Consider the following 17,745-nt stretch of genomic DNA (forward strand, 5'->3'; position numbering starts at 1 on the left):
CCAAAACTCACGCTTTTTATTCGACTATTGAGAATCATCCATGCAAGCAGAATATAACCATCGCGAAATTGAACAACGCGTTCAGAAATATTGGCAAGAACAACAAACGTTTAAAGTTACTGAAGATCCAAACAAAGAAAAGTTCTACTGCTTATCTATGCTGCCTTACCCAAGTGGTCGTCTTCACATGGGTCACGTGCGTAACTACACAATTGGCGATGTGATTTCTCGATACCAGCGTCTTCAAGGCAAAAACGTGATGCAACCTATGGGTTGGGATGCCTTTGGTCTGCCTGCAGAAAATGCCGCAATCAAACACAAAACGGCACCGGCGAAGTGGACTTACGAAAACATTGAATACATGAAAAGCCAGCTAACTAGCCTGGGTTTTGGTTACGACTGGGATCGCGAAGTTGCCACTTGTACACCCGAATATTACCGCTGGGAACAGTGGTTCTTCACTAAGCTTTACGAAAAAGGCTTGGTTTACAAAAAGACCGCAACCGTAAACTGGGATCCAGTTGACCAGACAGTATTAGCCAACGAACAGGTTATCGATGGTCGTGGATGGCGTTCTGGCGCATTAGTCGAGCAAAAGGAAATTCCTCAGTGGTTCATAAAAATTACTGACTATGCAGAAGAATTACTCAATGATTTAGACCAGTTAGAAGGCTGGCCTGATACTGTAAAAGCCATGCAGAAAAACTGGATTGGTCGTTCTGAAGGCGCAGAAGTTACTTTCCCACTAGTTGGCTCTGAACAAGCTCTAGAAGTTTATACTACCCGTCCGGACACTTTATACGGTGTGACATATGTAGCCGTTGCTGCACAGCACCCAATTGCACTTGAAGCAGCCGATAATAACCCAGAGCTTGCTGCATTTATCGAACAGTGTAAGAGCCAGTCTGTCGCTGAAGCAGACATGGCGACCATGGAAAAACTTGGCGTAGATACAGGTTTAAAAGCGATTCACCCACTAACAGGTGAAGAAGTTCCAGTTTGGGCCGCTAATTTCGTATTAATGAATTACGGTACTGGTGCAGTTATGTCTGTACCTGGTCACGATCAACGTGACTTTGAGTTTGCATCTAAATACGGCTTACCTATCAAGCAAGTTATTACAGCTAGCGAAGCAGAAATTGATTTAAGCAAAGAGGCTTATACTGAAAAAGGTACGCTCATTAACTCAGCAGAGTTTGATGGCCTAGAGTTTACTGAAGCCTTTGAACAAATCGTGGCTAAACTTGAGTCTGAACGTAAAGGCAAAAAGACCGTTAATTACCGCCTACGTGACTGGGGCGTATCGCGTCAACGTTACTGGGGTGCGCCTATCCCTATGGCAACACTTGAAGACGGAACCTCTGTTCCAATTCCAGAGCAAGACTTACCAGTTGTGTTACCGGAAGACGTGGTAATGGATGGCTCTTCATCTCCGATCAAAGCTGATCCAGAATGGGCAAAAACAACCATCAATGGTCAGGCTGCGTTTAAAGAAACCGATACATTTGATACCTTCATGGAGTCATCTTGGTACTACGCACGCTATTGCTCGCCTGAGTCTGATGACATGATGCTAGACCCGAGCAAAGCTAACTATTGGTTGCCTGTTGACCAATATATTGGTGGTATCGAACACGCAATTCTTCACTTGTTGTATGCCCGCTTCTTCCATAAATTGATGCGTGACGTTGGTTTGATCGATTCTGATGAGCCGTTCAAACAGTTACTATGTCAAGGAATGGTACTTGCAGATACCTACTATCGTGAAGATGAGAAAGGCGGTAAGGTTTGGATTTCTCCAACTGAAGTTGAAGCCGAATATGACGAAAAAGGTCGAATAGTTAAAGCATGGCATAAAGAAGACAAGCAACCTGTCATTTCAGCAGGTATGTCAAAAATGTCTAAGTCAAAAAACAACGGTATTGACCCAGAGTCAGTGATTCAAACCTTAGGTGCTGACACGGTTCGCTTGTTCATGATGTTTACGGCGCCGCCAGAGCAAACTCTTGAGTGGTCTGATTCAGGCGTTGAAGGTGCACACCGTTTCATCAAACGCGTTTGGAAACTAACACAAGATACTATCGATGCAGGACTAGTAACTGAATTAGACAAAGCAGCATTGACCTCTGATCAAAAGGCGGTTCGCCGTGAAGTGCACAAAACATTGGCAAAAGTGTCTGACGATTTAGGTCGACGTAATACCTTTAATACGGCGATCGCTGCAGTCATGGAATTGACTAACAAGTTGAACAAGGCTTCACTAGAATCTGAGCAAGATAAAGCGGTAATGTACGAAGCTGTTAATGCTGTTGTACTTATGCTAGCGCCAATTACGCCTCACGTTTGTCATGATCTTTGGATTCAGCTTGGTCACAAAGAGCAACTAGACGAAGCACAATGGCCAAAAATTGACGAGTCGGCAATGATAGAAGACGAAAAGCTAATCATTGTTCAAGTCAACGGTAAGGTTAGAGCCAAAATAACGGTTGCTGCTGATGCAGAAGAAGAGCAAATTCGAGAATTAGGTCTTAATGACGCAAACGTTCAAAAGTTCACTGCCGACAAAACTATCCGCAAGGTTATTTTTGTTAAAGGTAAACTTTTAAATATTGTTGCTAATTAAACCTAAGCCGATAAAGTAAAAACAATAACCGGATCAAACTGCCATTTCGGTAGGGTCCGGTTTTGTATCGTTTAGCAAACAGAAAAAGGCGTGATTTGATGTATTTTAAGGCCCAACTAAGCAAACCACTCAAACCCTGGTTAATGATTATTAGCCTGTTGTTAGTTACGGGTGTGTTGTCTGGCTGCGGATTTCATCTGAAAGGTCAATATTATCTGCCAAGTTCTTTAAAAACGCTCTATGTCAGCTCTGAGCAAAGGTTTGATCCTCTATTAAAACAGGTCAAACTGCGCCTACAACAAAACCAAGTCAATATTATCGAAAAACGCGGTAAAGAATCTGCTGAATTGAGACTATTACCAGAAAGTTTTCAACGACGCACTTTGTCACTGTTTCCTAATGGTCAAATAGCCGAATACGAATTGATGTATTTTGCTCGTTATGAAGTCATTCGCCCGAACGGCGATAAAAAGCAATACACAGTAGAATTAAGCCGCGAATTTCAAGACGATCCTAACAATGCATTAGCTAAAGAACGCGAGCGCGCTCTGATCCTAGATGAATTGCGCGTAATCGCCAGTGACCGTATCTTAGCTCAATTGACCATGCTGGATTAATTTGCATGAAGCTATACGCCAATCAACTTCCAACAGAGCTCAGTAAAGGAATTAAGCCTTGTTACTTATTGTTTGGCGATGAGCCATTTCAAATTGCTGAAAGTCGCGATTTAATTAAGCGTGCTGCTAAAAGTAAAGGTGTGGAGGAAGTCATCCGCTTGGTCGAAGATGACCAGTTTGACTGGGAAGATCTGCGTCAGCACTGTCAAGCCCTGTCATTGTTTGCCAGCACTAAACTTATCGAGCTAGAGCTGACGTCAAATAAAGTTCTTAAAGCGGGTGCCGAAGTCCTTAAAGAGATCAGCACCGAACTCTCTCAAGATACGATTTTAGTTTTGTTTGGCCCTAAGTTAGACGCCTCTCAGACAAAAACAGCTTGGTTTAAAGCACTCTCAGGCGTTGGCGATTATATTCCGGTTTATGAAATTGAAGGGCCTCATTTAAAACGTTGGTTACAAAATCAATTGAGTCAACGTCAGTTAACCATGAGCGCAGACGCACAAGCATTTTTACTCAGTTACACCGCCGGTAATTTATTGGCTTGTTCACAAGAGCTCGACAAATTGAAAATGGCACTGCCAGACTCACCCACTCTATCGCTTTCAGCCATAGAGCAATATATCGCCAACCAAGCCCGATATACGGTGTTCCAATTAATGGAAGCGGTTTTAAAAGGTGACGCCAACCTTGCTTTGACAATTATAAGCCGATTAAAGTTAGAAGAATTCGAGCCAAATATCTTGTTGTGGTCTATACAAAAAGACGCTCTGATTATTAAAGCACTTCAAGACATTTTACTGGTGCCGGGACGCAATACAGATCCAAAGCCAGTATTTGATCAACACCGCGTATGGAAAAACAAACAAGCAATTTATCTCGCTGCAGTCAACCGCTTGTCGCCCAATTTAGTAAACCAAGTGATTAAAGAGCTGGCGCAGTTTGATGTGTCACTCAAACAGTTCCAGCTACCCTGCCCTTATACTTTAGCAAGTCACCTTTGTCTTAAGTTGTGTGGTGTAGACACTCTGTCGGGATACGAGTGGCCAGTCGTCAATGAATTGGTCAGTTAGTTAGGCTGTTGTTGTGATCTTGTTATACGGTGGGACATTTAACCCAATTCATTATGGTCATATCATTCCATTACAAAACCTGGCTAACCAATTGAAGCCAGATAGGTTGATATACATACCTTGTCACCTGCCTCCGCACAAAGCCGCTCCTTCAGTTTCTGGTCAAGACAGGCTGGAAATGACGCGTTTGGCGGTTACAGCTAACAAATTCAGTTGTCCAGTCGATGTGAGTGATTATGAATTACTCCAATCCGGTAAATCATATACCGCCTTAACGCTGCAACACTTTAAGAGTCAATACCCTCATCAAAAAATTGCATTTGTCATCGGTATTGACTCGTTGCTTTCTCTACATACTTGGTATGAATGGCAACACATTGTCGAAACCACTCATTTATATGTTCTTACAAGACCAGGTTATGTATTAGATGTTGAGGCATTACATCCCAAAATATCAGAGCGCATCAATGATAGTATTCATTTAGTCAACAACACCGAAGTTGAATTGGCATCTAGTAAGCTTAGAGAGCAATTAGAACAACTAGCAGTTACATTACCTCCAAAGCTAGATCAGCAAATTCCTGCCAGTGTTCTTAAATATATAAAAGACAATCAGCTTTATAGTTAAGTCGTGCCAAATTCTATTTGATTAGGACCAATGGCTAATCTGTTCAACCTTGCCATTTGCAATGATGATTTCACCTTTTTTAGCCGTTAAACCATCGGCGCTGTAATTTAAGTCAAAAAAGACTTTAACGACCAAACCGGATTTAACAGATACAGTCCAATCTGACATAGCAATCGACAAAAGTTGTAAATGGTGTTGCTGGCAATATTGTTTTCCAGCGATACGCGCGCGTTCAGCGACCTTTCTAGTTTGCCAAAACAACCACATCACCATGGCTATAAGCATAAGTAGCCAAACGGATTGTAAATCAAACAAAGTAAATTTCCTTTTGTATTCAAATACAAAAACGCGACTCAATGGCCGCGTTTTTTATAGAGTTATAATTGATTTAGGGTCATAGATCCTAAAACTCAACCTTAACCGATTTTTTCTACACCGCCCATGTAAGGAACAAGTGCTTCCGGGACCGTAATGCTACCGTCTTCATTTTGGTAGTTTTCAAGAACAGCCACCAGCGTACGACCAACAGCCAAACCAGAACCATTAAGGGTATGAACTAACTCAGGTTTTTTCGCGCCTTTTGCACGGAAACGTGCTTGCATACGACGAGATTGGAAGTCACCCATGTTACTACACGATGAAATTTCACGGTATGTGTTCTGTGCAGGTAACCAAACTTCTAAGTCGTACGTTTTTGTCGCTGAGAAACCCATATCACCAGTACATAAAATCACTTTTCGATAAGGCAAGCCAAGCTTTTGTAAAATAACTTCGGCATGACCCGTCAGTGACTCAAGAGCTTCGTTTGAATCTTCAGGCTTAACAATTTGAACTAACTCAACTTTGTCGAATTGATGCTGACGAATCAAACCACGTGTATCACGACCATATGAGCCCGCTTCAGATCGGAAACAAGGTGTGTGAGCGGTTAACTTGACAGGTAACTCAGACTCATCATAGATAACATCGCGAGCAAAGTTTGTTAACGGTACTTCCGCTGTTGGGATCAAAGATAATTTGCGTTGGTCTTGCTCTTCAGAGTTTTCTGACTGGCCGGTAATCGGCTGAGTGTGAAATAGATCCTCTGCAAACTTAGGCAATTGACCAGTGCCTTGTAAACTCTCATGATTAACAAGGTAAGGTACATAAGCTTCTGTGTAGCCATGCTGCTCTGTGTGCTGATCTAGCATAAACTGCGCAAGTGCACGGTTTAAACGAGCGATTTTTCCGCGCATAACAGTAAAACGAGCACCACTCAGTTTTGTCCCTGTTGCGAAGTCGAGGCCATTATCCAATGCTTCACCTAAGTCAACGTGGTCTTTTGGTTCAAAGTCCATAACACGTGGCTCGCCCCACTTTAACACTTCAACGTTTTCATCTTCTGACTTACCAACCGGTACGTCTTGTTGAGGTAAATTAGGGATCGAAAGTGCAATAGCGTCGATTTCTTGTAACAAAGCTTGTAATTCTGTTTTGGCAGAATCTAGTTTGTCACCTAAATCAGCAACACTGTCTAATAGAGGCTGAATGTCTTCACCACGAGCTTTTGCTTGACCGATACTCTTGGATTTTGCGTTTCGCTCATTTTGTAATTCTTGAGTTGCCGTTTGCAATGATTTGCGCTTTTCTTCTAGCTCTGTCAGCTTTGCAACGTCAATTTCGAAACCACGAGTTGCCAAGCGGTCTGCTGTTTCTTGAATGTCATTTCGGAGAAACTTAGGATCTAACATTTTACTAATTTACCTATGATTGTTTCTGAGTTATCCACTCAGTCATGTTCTGTTTAATACGTTATTTAGACGCAACGACTTGCATGCCTATCCAAGCAGCTAAAATACAAATCACCACGTTCAAAAATATGTTTATAAACGCTTTTGACCATTCACCTTGTTGAATAAGTAACAAGGTATCCAACGAAAAAGTCGAAAACGTTGTAAAGGCGCCAAATAAACCAATACTCAACAATGAGCGCCAAGGTAGGTCGGCGACTATACCATGTTCTATTAAGCTAAATAAGAGGCCTAGAAAAAATGAGCCTAATACATTAACCACTAGCGTTCCAAATGGGAATCCCTTACCCAGCCACAAAGTTAAAAAATGGTGAATTACAAACCTTAAGCTCGCTCCTATTGCGCCACCAGCGGCTACAAACGCTAAATTAGCCCACATTATAATTCATCCCATTTAAAAGCCTGCCGAGAATATTATTTATATTCATTTTTTGCATTCGCATCCAACTGAGCTAAATAATCGAGCTTTTCTTTTATTTTAATTTCCAAACCGCGATCTGTAGGTTGATAAAACTTCGTACCTGTAATTTGTTCAGGAAGATAAGACTCACCAGCGGCATATGCATTTGGTTCATCATGGGCGTACCGGTAATTTTTACCCTTTTCTAGGGTTTTCATCAATTCGGTTGGCGCATTTACTAAGTGATTAGGTACAGCCAAATCACCGGTTTGTGCAGCAAGTTGCTTTGCTTGATTGAACGCCATATAAGTTGCATTACTCTTGGCTGCCGATGCCATATAAATAGCAGCTTGTGCAATTGCCCGTTCACCTTCAGCGGGACCGACGCGGTGATATACATCCCATGCATTTAATCCTATTTGTAATGCCCTAGGATCAGCGTTGCCAATATCTTCCGATGCAATAGCCAACAAACGTCTCGCTACATAAAGTGGGTCACCACCGCCTGCTAATATCCGCGCATACCAATACAAGGCGCCATCTGGACTCGATCCTCTTACCGACTTGTGAAACGCGGAAATCAAATCATAAAAATGATCTCCGCCTTTGTCGAAAGTGGCCATTTGATTACCAGTTGCTTGTTCAATGATCTCAGCGGTAATAATGCCATCGGCTTCAACCAAGTCACTACAGATTTCCAAATAATTAAGCAGTCTTCGACCATCACCACCTGACAGGTTGATTAACAAATCTCGGTTATCAGGGCTTAAGTTTAAATCTTTATCACCAAGACCAAGCTCTTTGTCGCTTAACGCTCGATCTAATAATCGATGTAAGTCTTCCGTCTCGATTGATTTGAGTACATAGACTCGAGCTCGACTTAAAATCGCATTGTTAAGTTCAAATGAGGGATTTTCGGTCGTTGCACCGATAAAAGTGACTGTGCCATTTTCTATGTAAGGCAAAAAAGCATCTTGTTGGCTTTTGTTGAAACGATGTACTTCGTCTACAAACAATAAAGTTTTTTTGCCACTTTGGGCTTTTCGGTGTTCGGCTCTTTCCACTGTAGCGCGAATGTCTTTTACACCCGAACTAATCGCAGAAAGCGACTCTACCTCGGCATTACAGTATGACGCGAGCAACTCGGCTAAGGTTGTTTTACCTGTGCCAGGCGGGCCCCATAAAATCATTGAGTGACAATGACCGGCCTCTATCATTCGACGCAATGCTTTACCCGGGCCGACAAGGTGACTTTGACCGACGTAATCCTCAATCTTTTTGGGGCGCATGCGAGCAGCCAGAGGCATATGTCGCAGATCATTCGCTCTATGCGGTTCGGAATCAGATGAAGAAGTCTTACTTGGCGGAGTATCAAAGCCAAAGCTGTTTTGATCAGTCAAAAACGGGTCCTCTTAGCCAGCTACGTTTAAAGCTTTTACTTTAGTTGTTACTTTGTCTTTGGTCGTCAATATCAACACCAATGGGGATTTCAAACTCAAATCGCTGCTTGGTCGGTGACACTTTAGATTGGTCAGACAAAATATACTCACTAACTTGTCGACTGCGACTGGTGATCAAAATCGTCTCTATTTTTGACCGTGATTGATCTGTTTTTAACTCCAATTGAATGACTTGAGCGTCATCTAAATCAACTGGTGTAATGACAAAGCCCTGCTCTAAGGTCTGTATCCTAAAGTTTTTCCAGACATTAGGGTCGTCATTTACTAATAGCGCAAAAGGAGTGGTCGTCACAGCGCTGTTAGCATCATAAATTGAAACTTGTTCTACAAACGGGTTATACCACCACACGTATTTACCATTTGAGATGAGTAACTCTTCTTCCGGTTCGGTAACTTCCCATACAAACTTTCCTGGCTGTGAAAATAACATAGAGCCTTTGGCTTTATGAATTACATTACCTTCTGTATCGCGAACAATTTGTTCAAAGCCAGATTGGTACCCATCGAGTTCCTGCAATAAGCTCTTAAGTTGTTTGTTTTCGCCTGTTTGACCCAGTAACTTGCCGTCACCAAAGGTGTGAACAGCTTGGTTGCCTTGGTCAATGTTTATTTCCATTGCCGAACCGTAAGTCGAATTAAGAGCCAATAAACTGGCAAGGGCCACTGATTTTAAATGTCGTTGCTTTATCAATCGAAGCATTAAAGTTCCTATTATTAAATCCTGTTAAATCAAATCCTGCTGTTCTTCTTTGTTAGGTGGTGGCGCTAGTACATCCCTTGCACCATTGGCAGCCGGCGTGCTCACAATACCCATAGCTTCCATCTGTTCAACGATTCTTGCCGAGCGGTTATAACCAATTCTTAGCTTTCTTTGAATACTCGAAATAGACACTTTTCGGGTTTCTGTGACAAACGCAACTGCTTCATCAAAGACTGGATCAATTTCTTCGCCTTCTGCCATTTCTGCAGCTTCGCCAGGTAGCATGTTTTCCTCAGTCATTTCGCCTTCGAGGATTTCTTTGATGTAGTTAGGTTTTGCTTTAGATTTCCAATCATTTACCACAGCGTGAACTTCGTGATCATCTACAAAGGCACCGTGAACACGAGTCGGTACACCTGATCCTGGTGGTAAGTACAACATGTCACCCATACCAAGAAGGTTTTCTGCACCTTGCTGGTCCAAGATTGTTCTAGAGTCAATTTTTGACGATACTTGGAATGCCATTCGGGTTGGTATATTCGCTTTGATCAAACCCGTGATAACGTCAACTGATGGACGCTGAGTCGCCAATACAAGGTGAATGCCTGCAGCACGAGCTTTTTGCGCAATACGAGCAATTAACTCTTCGACCTTTTTACCAACAATCATCATCATGTCGGCAAATTCATCGATTACCACAACTATCGCAGGAAGCTTATCCAACTCAGGCGGCATCTCTAACATGTTATCTGTAGAACGCCATAATGGATCGCGAATTGGGTTACCGTCTTTACGAGCCGCTTCGATTTTTGCGTTGTACCCTTTTAAATTACGAACACCCAACGAAGACATTAACTTATAACGTCGTTCCATTTCACCGACACACCAGCGTAGCGCATTGGCCGCCTCTTTCATGTCTGTAACAACTTCTGACAACAGGTGTGGGATTCCCTCGTAAACAGATAGTTCAAGCATTTTCGGGTCAATCATAATCAACCGCACTTCTTCTGGCGTTGATTTGTATAACAAACTCAAGATCATGGTGTTAACACCGACCGACTTACCAGAACCTGTTGTACCAGCAACAAGTAAATGCGGCATTTTTGCCAAATCGACAACGACAGCTTTACCACCAATGTCTTTACCTAAAACCATGGTTAACGGCGACTCTGCGTTTTCAAAACCTGGGCTATCCATAACTTCAGATAGACGTACTATCTGTCTATGCTTGTTAGGGATTTCAAGACCGATATAACTCTTTCCAGGGATCACCTCTACAACTCGCACACTCATAGCTGATAAAGAACGTGCTAAGTCTTTGGACAAGCCAGAGATTTTACTGACCTTGATACCCGGCGCTAAATCCAATTCAAAACGCGTAATAACTGGACCTGGATATACACCGACTACTTCTGCTTGAATGTTGAAATCCAACAGTTTTTCTTCAACTAGTCGAGAGACCGCATCTAACTCTTCTTGGGAGACTGGGTTTTCTACTTTATCTGGACGGTCTAAAAGCTCCAACGACGGCAAAGTAATTGGCTCTTTTGGCGCTGCTGACTCAGGCACTAGCACATTTGACTTTGCCGTTGGTGTCGTGTCGCGCTCTTGATTCTGACCTGGAGTCTGAAGCCCTTCTAGCGCGCCTAAAATATCATCTTCGGATAGTTCATCATCGATTGAGCTATAGCTCATATGTTCGTCGATTAGAGCGTCATCTAGCTCTTCCGTTCTGGCTGCGGTAACTGGCTCAGTGCCAAATTCAAATGGCATATCATCGTCTAGCGAGACTCGATTCGCCTGCCCTTCTTTTGATGTTTGGGTAAGGGTTTCGGCCTGTGTACCTTGAACATCGACGGATGAGTCATTTGTGCGAGTTTTAGGTGTCGCTTTTTCTGTAGGCTCTTCTGTTTTCGCAAAAAATTGCGCTAATAATGATTGCTGCTGTTTTTTGTCTAAATCCGTAACTGAAGTTTGAGTGGCCTGATCTTTTTCAACATTTGACTTTTCAAAGCTTGTTTTTGCAACGTCTGGTTTTTCAGTTGATTGTTTTGGTTCTGATGTTGAGTCAGCTCCTAATTTGGCTGTGTCAGAAGTATTATTAGATTGATCCTGTGGTTCTGAATACGGGCCTGCAGGCTCTAGACCAAGCGCTCCTTTACTTTTTTCAAACGCCCAAGTACTACCTAGGATGGTATATCGCCCTATTCCATCAACGATTTGTAACCAAGAAATACCCGTCATTAAGGTAAAGCCCATCATCACGCTGACCAAAAACAGCAACGTCGCACCAGTAAAACCAAATAATGGAGTTAAAAGATAAGCAATGACATCACCAATAATGCCGCCTGAGGAATAAAAATAAACGTCGTCAAAATTCATGCTAAAGATAGCCGAAAGACCAAGTGTAAAAAACATAAACCCGATAAGACGAAGACCGAGAGCCAAATAATCCACTTCAATTAAATCGTGAAATTTTCTGAAAAATAGCCAGCCTATCAGCGAGACCAAAACTGGTATGAAAAACGCCAACCAACCAAAGGTAAACAGAAGAATATCAGATAGCCATGCCCCAAAGGCGCCGCCTGCGTTTTTGATGTATTCGTAGTTACCGGTTTTAGACCAACTAGGGTCAGCAGGATCAAAAGAAAAAAGTGTAATGAGAATATAAATCGAAATGGCCCCAGCGAGAATAAGGCCAACTTCTAAAAGACGTTGAAATCCATTCAAAAATGACGGTTGTTGGTCGCTCAAAATAACTACTCCAGACTCTCGTAATTAGAAAAAAAAGACGCTCGATGAGAGTGTGTTTAATCTACCAAAAATTTTCTGTTTTTTCATGACGTTTTTCACATGTTTATAGGTAGATGGGGATTGGTCGGTTTGATTTTACTTCTTCCATTACAACATAAGTTCGACTGGCACTTACAGACGGTAATTTGAGTAAAGTTTCGCCTAAAAGTTTCCGGTACGAAGCCATGTTTTTAACTCGTGTTTTTAACAAATAGTCAAAACTTCCAGAAACAAGGTGGCATTCTAAAATTTCATCGAGTTTTTCCACTGCCTTGGAGAAGTCACTAAATACGTCTTGAGCAGTTTTTTCTAGGGTAATTTCGACAAATACCAGCATATTTGCACCAATGGCCTCAGCATTTAACACTGCTTGATAACCTTCTATAACTCCAGTGCGCTCAAGTCTGCGAACCCTTTCTAAACAAGGAGTTGGCGACAATCCTACTTTTTTACTCAAGTCGATATTTGAAATACGACCATTCACTTGTAATTCGGTAAGTATTTTTTTATCTATTCTATCCACAATGACCAACATTAAAATCCGAAAATAAAACCATAAACAACATAATATATCGCTAACGATAAAAATACAGTGATTAATTTTTCTTTTTTGTCCATATAATGCGCTCAAATTTCAACAAAAGTTATTTATTAAAATAATAAGGTAATGAACATGATTATCGGTGTACCTAAAGAGATTAAAAACCACGAATACCGTGTTGGTTTGACACCAGCTGCGGCTAAAGAATTTGTTGCAAATGGCCACAGTGTTTTAATCGAAAACAATGCAGGTGCTGCTATCGGCTTTTATAACGAAGATTATGTTGCAGCTGGTGCAACAATCATCGACACGCCAGAAGAGATCTTCGCTACTGCTGAAATGATCGTAAAGGTAAAAGAACCTCAACCAAACGAATGTAAAATGCTTCGTGAAGGTCAAACTCTTTATACCTACCTCCACCTTGCCCCAGATCCAGTTCAAACAGAACTTTTAGTTAAATCAGGTGCAACATGTATCGCTTACGAAACAGTAACTGACAACCACGGTGGTCTGCCTCTATTAGCACCGATGAGTGAAGTTGCAGGTCGTATGTCTATTCAAGCTGGTGCTCATCATCTAGAAAAAGCACAAGGTGGAAGCGGCACATTACTTGGCGGTGTACCTGGTGTTGCTCCTGCTAAAGTTGTTGTTGTAGGCGGTGGTGTTGTTGGTACCAATGCAGCAAAAATGGCTGTTGGTATGGGTGCTGATGTTACTATTTTAGATCGTTCATTACCTCGCCTACGTCAGTTAGACGATATTTTCCGCGGTTCTGTTAAAACGGTTTACTCTACTGTTGATGCAATTGACTACTACACGGCAAAAGCTGACCTAGTTGTTGGTGCGGTATTAATTCCTGGTGCAGCTGCGCCAAAGTTAATCACTAAAGAGCACATCAAGAACATGAAGCCTGGTTCAGTACTAGTTGACGTTGCGATTGACCAAGGTGGTTGTTTTGAAACTTCTAAAGCTACAACACACCAAGATCCAACTTACGTTATTGATGATGTTGTGCACTACTGTGTTGCAAACATGCCTGGTGGCGTTGCTCGTACGTCGACGATGGCATTAAACAATGCAACGTTACCTTTCGGTTTGGCACTTGCTAACAAAGGTCCTAAAAAAGCCATGTTAGAAGACCAACATTTATTAAACGGCTTAAACGTTCACAAAGGTAAAGTAACTTATAAAGCAGTTGTTGATGCGCTAGGTGAGTCACTTAACCTAGAATATATGGATGCTAAAGCAGCGTTAGAAATCTAACAGCTTTACATCCCATATAGTCAAAAGCCCAGTTTATATACTGGGCTTTTTTGGTTTAGGGCTTCCTGTAAGGCGTAGGATCGATAATTTTGTATTTATTCTTTAAGGCATTGAGTGCACTTTGGTTATTTTGAAGAAAAGTATTAAATTCCGCAATGACACTCGGGTGTTTAACGGTTGATAAGTGGTATGAGTACACTTCGTAATCGAAGTGTTTATTGATGTTTGCCACACCTTCTTTATTGATTAATGATAAGTAATGGTTGACGACAGATGGCTCTAAATTAATAGCGTCTAATTGACCTCTTATAAGTTGCTGTATCAGCATCATGGTTGATGAGCTTTCATAAAGGATCACCTGTCCACTTGTTACCTCATCCAGCCATTTTGTCGGATGAAATCCCAAAAGCGTGCCCATAATTTTTATATCTTGTTTGGCTTTTATGTTCGAGTCAGCAGTAATTGTGCCCGCAACTAGATCTAAGACAGGAAGGCTGTAAGTAATATTTTTAGACAAAAGGTTCACTTCGTCAGACTCATTCCAACGCGAGTTATCTGGAAATTTTAAATCTATGTCTTTCTCAAATAACCACATGCCAAAACGCTTAACCGGCATCGCAAGGTATTCAAATTCATAATTATATTGCTCTCCAAATTTGCGTAACAGCTCTGTGGTAAAAGTGTCATGCTGATGTTTAAAGTCAAAAAGGGGAAAGTAACTTACGTCTTCAACGCCAACTACGAGTTTTATAGGGGGATTAGAAAAGCTTTGTTCGCTTGCAACTAAATTCCATTTTATAGGAGCACTTACATCGGACTTCACATCAGCCAATGCGCTATTAGTAAAAAAAGCATTTAATAAACAAACTACCGCTATCGAAAAGCGCAGAATACGCATCTAACAAACACCAATAAATGAGCAAAATTCACCCAATCATATATTATTCGTAAACTGAATCAAATTGAGTTTAGAGATAGATCGATAAATAATAACAATAACCATCCCATTTCACCTTGATGTTCGATATTATCCCCCCATTAATGATTCAAATTGTTTTTTTGGAGTTTTCTATATGAGTGCGGTACAGCATCACAATCTTATTATCCTTGGTTCAGGTCCTGCGGGCTATACAGCCGCCGTTTATGCAGCGAGAGCTAACTTAAACCCAGTACTTATCACTGGTTTACAACAAGGTGGTCAGCTTACAACGACTACGGAAGTTGAAAACTGGCCAGGTGATGCCAATGACCTAACCGGCCCTAAATTAATGGACCGAATGAAAGAGCACGCTGAAAAATTTGATACCAAAATTTTGTTCGACCATATCAATGAAGTGGACTTTTCTGAAAAGCCATACAAATTAATCGGCGATAATGAAAGCTATACTTGTGACGCGTTGATCATTTGTACGGGTGCATCAGCTCAATATTTAGGTTTAGAATCTGAACAAGCTTTTATGGGTCGTGGTGTTTCTGCATGCGCAACTTGTGATGGTTTTTTCTACCGCAATCAAAAAGTTGCAGTTGTAGGTGGTGGTAATACCGCTGTCGAAGAAGCGTTATATTTGTCTAACATTGCTTCTGAAGTTCACCTAGTTCATCGCCGCGACACGTTTAGAGCAGAAAAAATCTTGGTTAAGCGTTTAATGGATAAGGTAGAGAATGGCAACATCGTTCTTCATACCGACCGAACTCTTGACGAAGTGTTAGGTGACGATATGGGTGTTACCGGTATCCGTTTACAAGACACTAAATCAGATGCCAAAGAAGACCTTGATGTAATGGGTGTATTTATCGCCATTGGCCATAAGCCAAATACCGCAATGTTCGAAGGTAAATTAGACATGAATAATGGCTACATAAAGATTAACTCTGGCTTAGACGGCAATGCGACCGCAACTAGTGTTGAAGGTGTATTTGCAGCGGGTGATGTTTGTGACCATATATACCGTCAAGCAATTACGTCAGCTGGAACAGGTTGTATGGCTGCACTTGATGCAGAACGTTACTTAGACGCAAAATAATGTGACTATAATAAAGGGAGTGTAACGCTCCCTTTTTTGTCTTTGTTTTTGCATGACTACAACTATGAAACAAACGTTATATTACCTAAATGACGATGAAACTTGGTTTCCTCCCGTCAATGATGCCCTCGAAGACCCTTCAGGACTGTTAGCTGTAGGCGGTGACCTCTCATCGACTCGGCTTATAAATGCTTATGAGCATGGAATATTTCCTTGGTATTCAGATCAAGAACCCCTACTTTGGTGGTCGCCCGACCCAAGGGCGGTTATTGATGTTGGCGAAGTAAGAGTGAATAAATCACTTCGTAAGTTTCTAAAAAAATGTCCATATAAAGTTTCTATTAACTGCTGTTTTGAGCAGGTTATCACCCAATGTTCGTTACCTCGTAGTGAAGAGAACGGCACTTGGATTTTTCCAGAAATGAAAGCAGCCTACGTAGCACTGCATCAACAACACAGAGCACATTCTATCGAAATTTGGTCTGGTGAAAGTGGCTCTGAAACTCTAGTCGGTGGTTTATATGGTGTTCAAGTGGGAAGTAGTTTTTGTGGTGAATCCATGTTTTCTGCACAACCCAATGCCTCAAAGCTTGCGCTATTAGTGCTCGAAAACCAGCTAGCCAAATATCAACACAGTTTCATTGATTGTCAGTTACCAAACCCTTATTTAATCTCGATGGGGGCAAAAACCATTGACCGAGACTTATTCTTAGATCGACTTCAGATGGCCGCAATCGAAGAGGTTAACCCAGATGATTTCGAACCGCGGAATGTCGACTGGCGAGCTTTATTGCACAAAGTTATAGGCGAACATGAGTTACTTTAAATTTGGTTTATCAAGGGAGTTTGAATGTAGTTATCTACCTGACCACAAAGAGCAACTTCTGGTATACATAGACGAACAACCTATGACGCAAGAGCGTTACACCTTCTTTCAACAGGAGGGGTTTAGGCGCTCACAAGATATTGTTTACCGACCACATTGCCAGGATTGTAATGCTTGCCAATCGGTACGCTTAGAAGTTAAGAAATTCAAACCTTCCCGCAGCCAAAAACGAATTATCAACAAATGTCGTCGGTTCTCTGTCAAAGTATCCTATGAAGTTAGAGACAACTACTACCCACTATTTAAAAACTATATAAACAGTCGTCACCATGATGGAGTTATGTATCCAGCAGAGCCCTCTCAGCTGGACAGCTTTGCAGTGTGTGAATGGTTAAAACCATGGTTTATCGAAGTTTATGATGATGACAAATTGATTGGTGTAGGAGTATCCGACCCTTCTTCAACGACGTTATCGGCGGTTTATAGTTTTTTCGACCCAGACTATTCTAGTTATTCCCTAGGCACGTTTTTGGTTCTTAAACAAATTGACTTAGCAATCAAAACTGACCGTAATTTTCTATATTTGGGTTATTACATCGAAGATTGTCAGAAGATGAATTACAAAACTAATTTTAAACCCTATCAAATCCGCCTGGCAGAGCGATGGGTTAAAGTTGAGTAACTATAATTATTTAAAGGTTTACCTTTACAAAGTGCTCAAACTTGGGCAAAATCTGCGCTTATTTTTTTACGCTTAACGAAATCCCAGAGGTTATACGCTTAATGGCGAAAGAAGACGTTATTGAAATGCAAGGCACAATTTTAGAAACCTTGCCAAACACTATGTTCCGTGTTGAATTAGAAAATGGTCACGTTGTGACAGCTCACATTTCAGGTAAGATGCGTAAGCACTACATCCGTATTTTAACGGGTGACAAAGTGACTGTAGAGATGACACCATACGACCTTTCTAAAGGCCGTATTACGTTCCGCGCGCGTTAATCTCAAAA

At 41.5% G+C, this 17,745-nt stretch carries 17 protein-coding genes; 9 read left to right on the plus strand and 8 right to left on the minus strand.

The genetic code is table 11. The features are described from left to right. Nucleotides 1–40 precede the first annotated feature (40 nt). The 4 genes from leuS (at nt 41) to nadD (ending at nt 4,938) form a co-directional block, all read left to right on the plus strand. Nucleotides 41–2,623 carry a leucine--tRNA ligase gene (gene leuS / locus J1N51_RS02635; RefSeq protein ID WP_208832458.1) on the plus strand — a complete coding sequence of 861 codons (2,583 nt, stop codon included), beginning with the start codon at nt 41–43 and terminating at the stop codon, nt 2,621–2,623. A 98-nt stretch (nt 2,624–2,721) separates the two neighbouring features. Next, on the plus strand, nt 2,722–3,240 hold the full coding sequence (locus J1N51_RS02640) for an LPS-assembly lipoprotein LptE (RefSeq protein ID WP_208832459.1): 519 nt from the start codon (nt 2,722–2,724) through the stop codon (nt 3,238–3,240). 5 nt (nt 3,241–3,245) lie between these two features. Continuing rightward, nucleotides 3,246–4,310, plus strand: coding sequence for a DNA polymerase III subunit delta (gene holA / locus J1N51_RS02645; protein ID WP_208832460.1), 1,065 nt, complete (start codon nt 3,246–3,248; stop codon nt 4,308–4,310). A 13-nt stretch (nt 4,311–4,323) separates the two neighbouring features. Beyond that, complete coding sequence (gene nadD / locus J1N51_RS02650; RefSeq protein WP_208832461.1) at nt 4,324–4,938, plus strand: nicotinate (nicotinamide) nucleotide adenylyltransferase; 615 nt, start codon at nt 4,324–4,326, stop codon at nt 4,936–4,938. A gap of 21 nt (nt 4,939–4,959) precedes the next feature. Here the strand turns inward: nadD and J1N51_RS02655 are convergent, their stop codons facing one another. The 7 genes from J1N51_RS02655 to lrp all read right to left on the minus strand — a co-directional run bounded on the left by J1N51_RS02655 (nt 4,960) and on the right by lrp (nt 12,616). After that, nucleotides 4,960–5,253, minus strand: a complete 294-nt coding sequence (locus J1N51_RS02655; protein ID WP_208832462.1) for a DUF3301 domain-containing protein — start codon at nt 5,251–5,253, stop codon at nt 4,960–4,962. Nucleotides 5,254–5,354: 101 nt separating this feature from the next. Continuing rightward, on the minus strand, nt 5,355–6,668 hold the full coding sequence (gene serS, locus J1N51_RS02660) for a serine--tRNA ligase (protein ID WP_208832463.1): 1,314 nt from the start codon (nt 6,666–6,668) through the stop codon (nt 5,355–5,357). A gap of 61 nt (nt 6,669–6,729) precedes the next feature. Further along, entirely contained in the window at nt 6,730–7,107 is a 378-nt protein-coding gene (gene crcB, locus J1N51_RS02665) for a fluoride efflux transporter CrcB (protein ID WP_208832464.1), read from the minus strand. A 35-nt stretch (nt 7,108–7,142) separates the two neighbouring features. Beyond that, on the minus strand, nt 7,143–8,435 hold the full coding sequence (locus J1N51_RS02670; RefSeq protein ID WP_208833290.1) for a replication-associated recombination protein A: 1,293 nt from the start codon (nt 8,433–8,435) through the stop codon (nt 7,143–7,145). A 133-nt stretch (nt 8,436–8,568) separates the two neighbouring features. After that, nucleotides 8,569–9,288: an outer membrane lipoprotein chaperone LolA gene (lolA, locus tag J1N51_RS02675; RefSeq protein WP_208832465.1), complete on the minus strand. Its 720-nt coding sequence runs from the start codon at nt 9,286–9,288 to the stop codon at nt 8,569–8,571. Between the two features lie 24 nt (nt 9,289–9,312). Beyond that, nucleotides 9,313–12,042 carry a DNA translocase FtsK 4TM domain-containing protein gene (locus tag J1N51_RS02680; protein ID WP_232842842.1) on the minus strand — a complete coding sequence of 910 codons (2,730 nt, stop codon included), beginning with the start codon at nt 12,040–12,042 and terminating at the stop codon, nt 9,313–9,315. Between the two features lie 103 nt (nt 12,043–12,145). After that, nucleotides 12,146–12,616 carry a leucine-responsive transcriptional regulator Lrp gene (gene lrp, locus J1N51_RS02685; RefSeq protein WP_208833292.1) on the minus strand — a complete coding sequence of 157 codons (471 nt, stop codon included), beginning with the start codon at nt 12,614–12,616 and terminating at the stop codon, nt 12,146–12,148. Between the two features lie 138 nt (nt 12,617–12,754). Here lrp and ald point away from each other — a divergent pair, with 138 nt between their 5' ends. Beyond that, nucleotides 12,755–13,885 (plus strand): alanine dehydrogenase, encoded by a 1,131-nt coding sequence (ald, locus tag J1N51_RS02690; protein WP_208832466.1) that lies wholly within the window; start codon nt 12,755–12,757, stop codon nt 13,883–13,885. Nucleotides 13,886–13,940: 55 nt separating this feature from the next. Here the strand turns inward: ald and J1N51_RS02695 are convergent, their stop codons facing one another. Continuing rightward, nucleotides 13,941–14,783, minus strand: a complete 843-nt coding sequence (locus tag J1N51_RS02695; RefSeq protein WP_208832467.1) for a hypothetical protein — start codon at nt 14,781–14,783, stop codon at nt 13,941–13,943. A gap of 175 nt (nt 14,784–14,958) precedes the next feature. On the opposite strand from J1N51_RS02695, the gene trxB reads away from it, so the two are divergent. The 4 genes from trxB to infA all read left to right on the plus strand — a co-directional run bounded on the left by trxB (nt 14,959) and on the right by infA (nt 17,737). After that, complete coding sequence (gene trxB / locus J1N51_RS02700; RefSeq protein ID WP_208832468.1) at nt 14,959–15,909, plus strand: thioredoxin-disulfide reductase; 951 nt, start codon at nt 14,959–14,961, stop codon at nt 15,907–15,909. Between the two features lie 64 nt (nt 15,910–15,973). Continuing rightward, the gene (gene aat, locus J1N51_RS02705) at nt 15,974–16,735 is read left to right on the plus strand and encodes a leucyl/phenylalanyl-tRNA--protein transferase (protein WP_208832469.1); all 762 of its coding nucleotides are present in this window, start codon (nt 15,974–15,976) and stop codon (nt 16,733–16,735) included. Beyond that, the gene (locus J1N51_RS02710; protein WP_208832470.1) at nt 16,722–17,417 is read left to right on the plus strand and encodes an arginyltransferase; all 696 of its coding nucleotides are present in this window, start codon (nt 16,722–16,724) and stop codon (nt 17,415–17,417) included. The genes aat and J1N51_RS02710 overlap by 14 nt, the downstream gene beginning before the upstream one ends. Before the next feature lie 101 nt (nt 17,418–17,518). Next, a complete protein-coding gene (infA, locus tag J1N51_RS02715) occupies nt 17,519–17,737 on the plus strand; it encodes a translation initiation factor IF-1 (protein ID WP_208832471.1) in 219 nt (72 codons plus the stop codon). The last annotated feature ends 8 nt before the right edge of the window (nt 17,738–17,745 follow it).

Origin of the sequence: Psychrosphaera ytuae (genome assembly GCF_017638545.1) — a bacterium.
Taxonomy (GTDB): domain Bacteria; phylum Pseudomonadota; class Gammaproteobacteria; order Enterobacterales; family Alteromonadaceae; genus Psychrosphaera; species Psychrosphaera ytuae.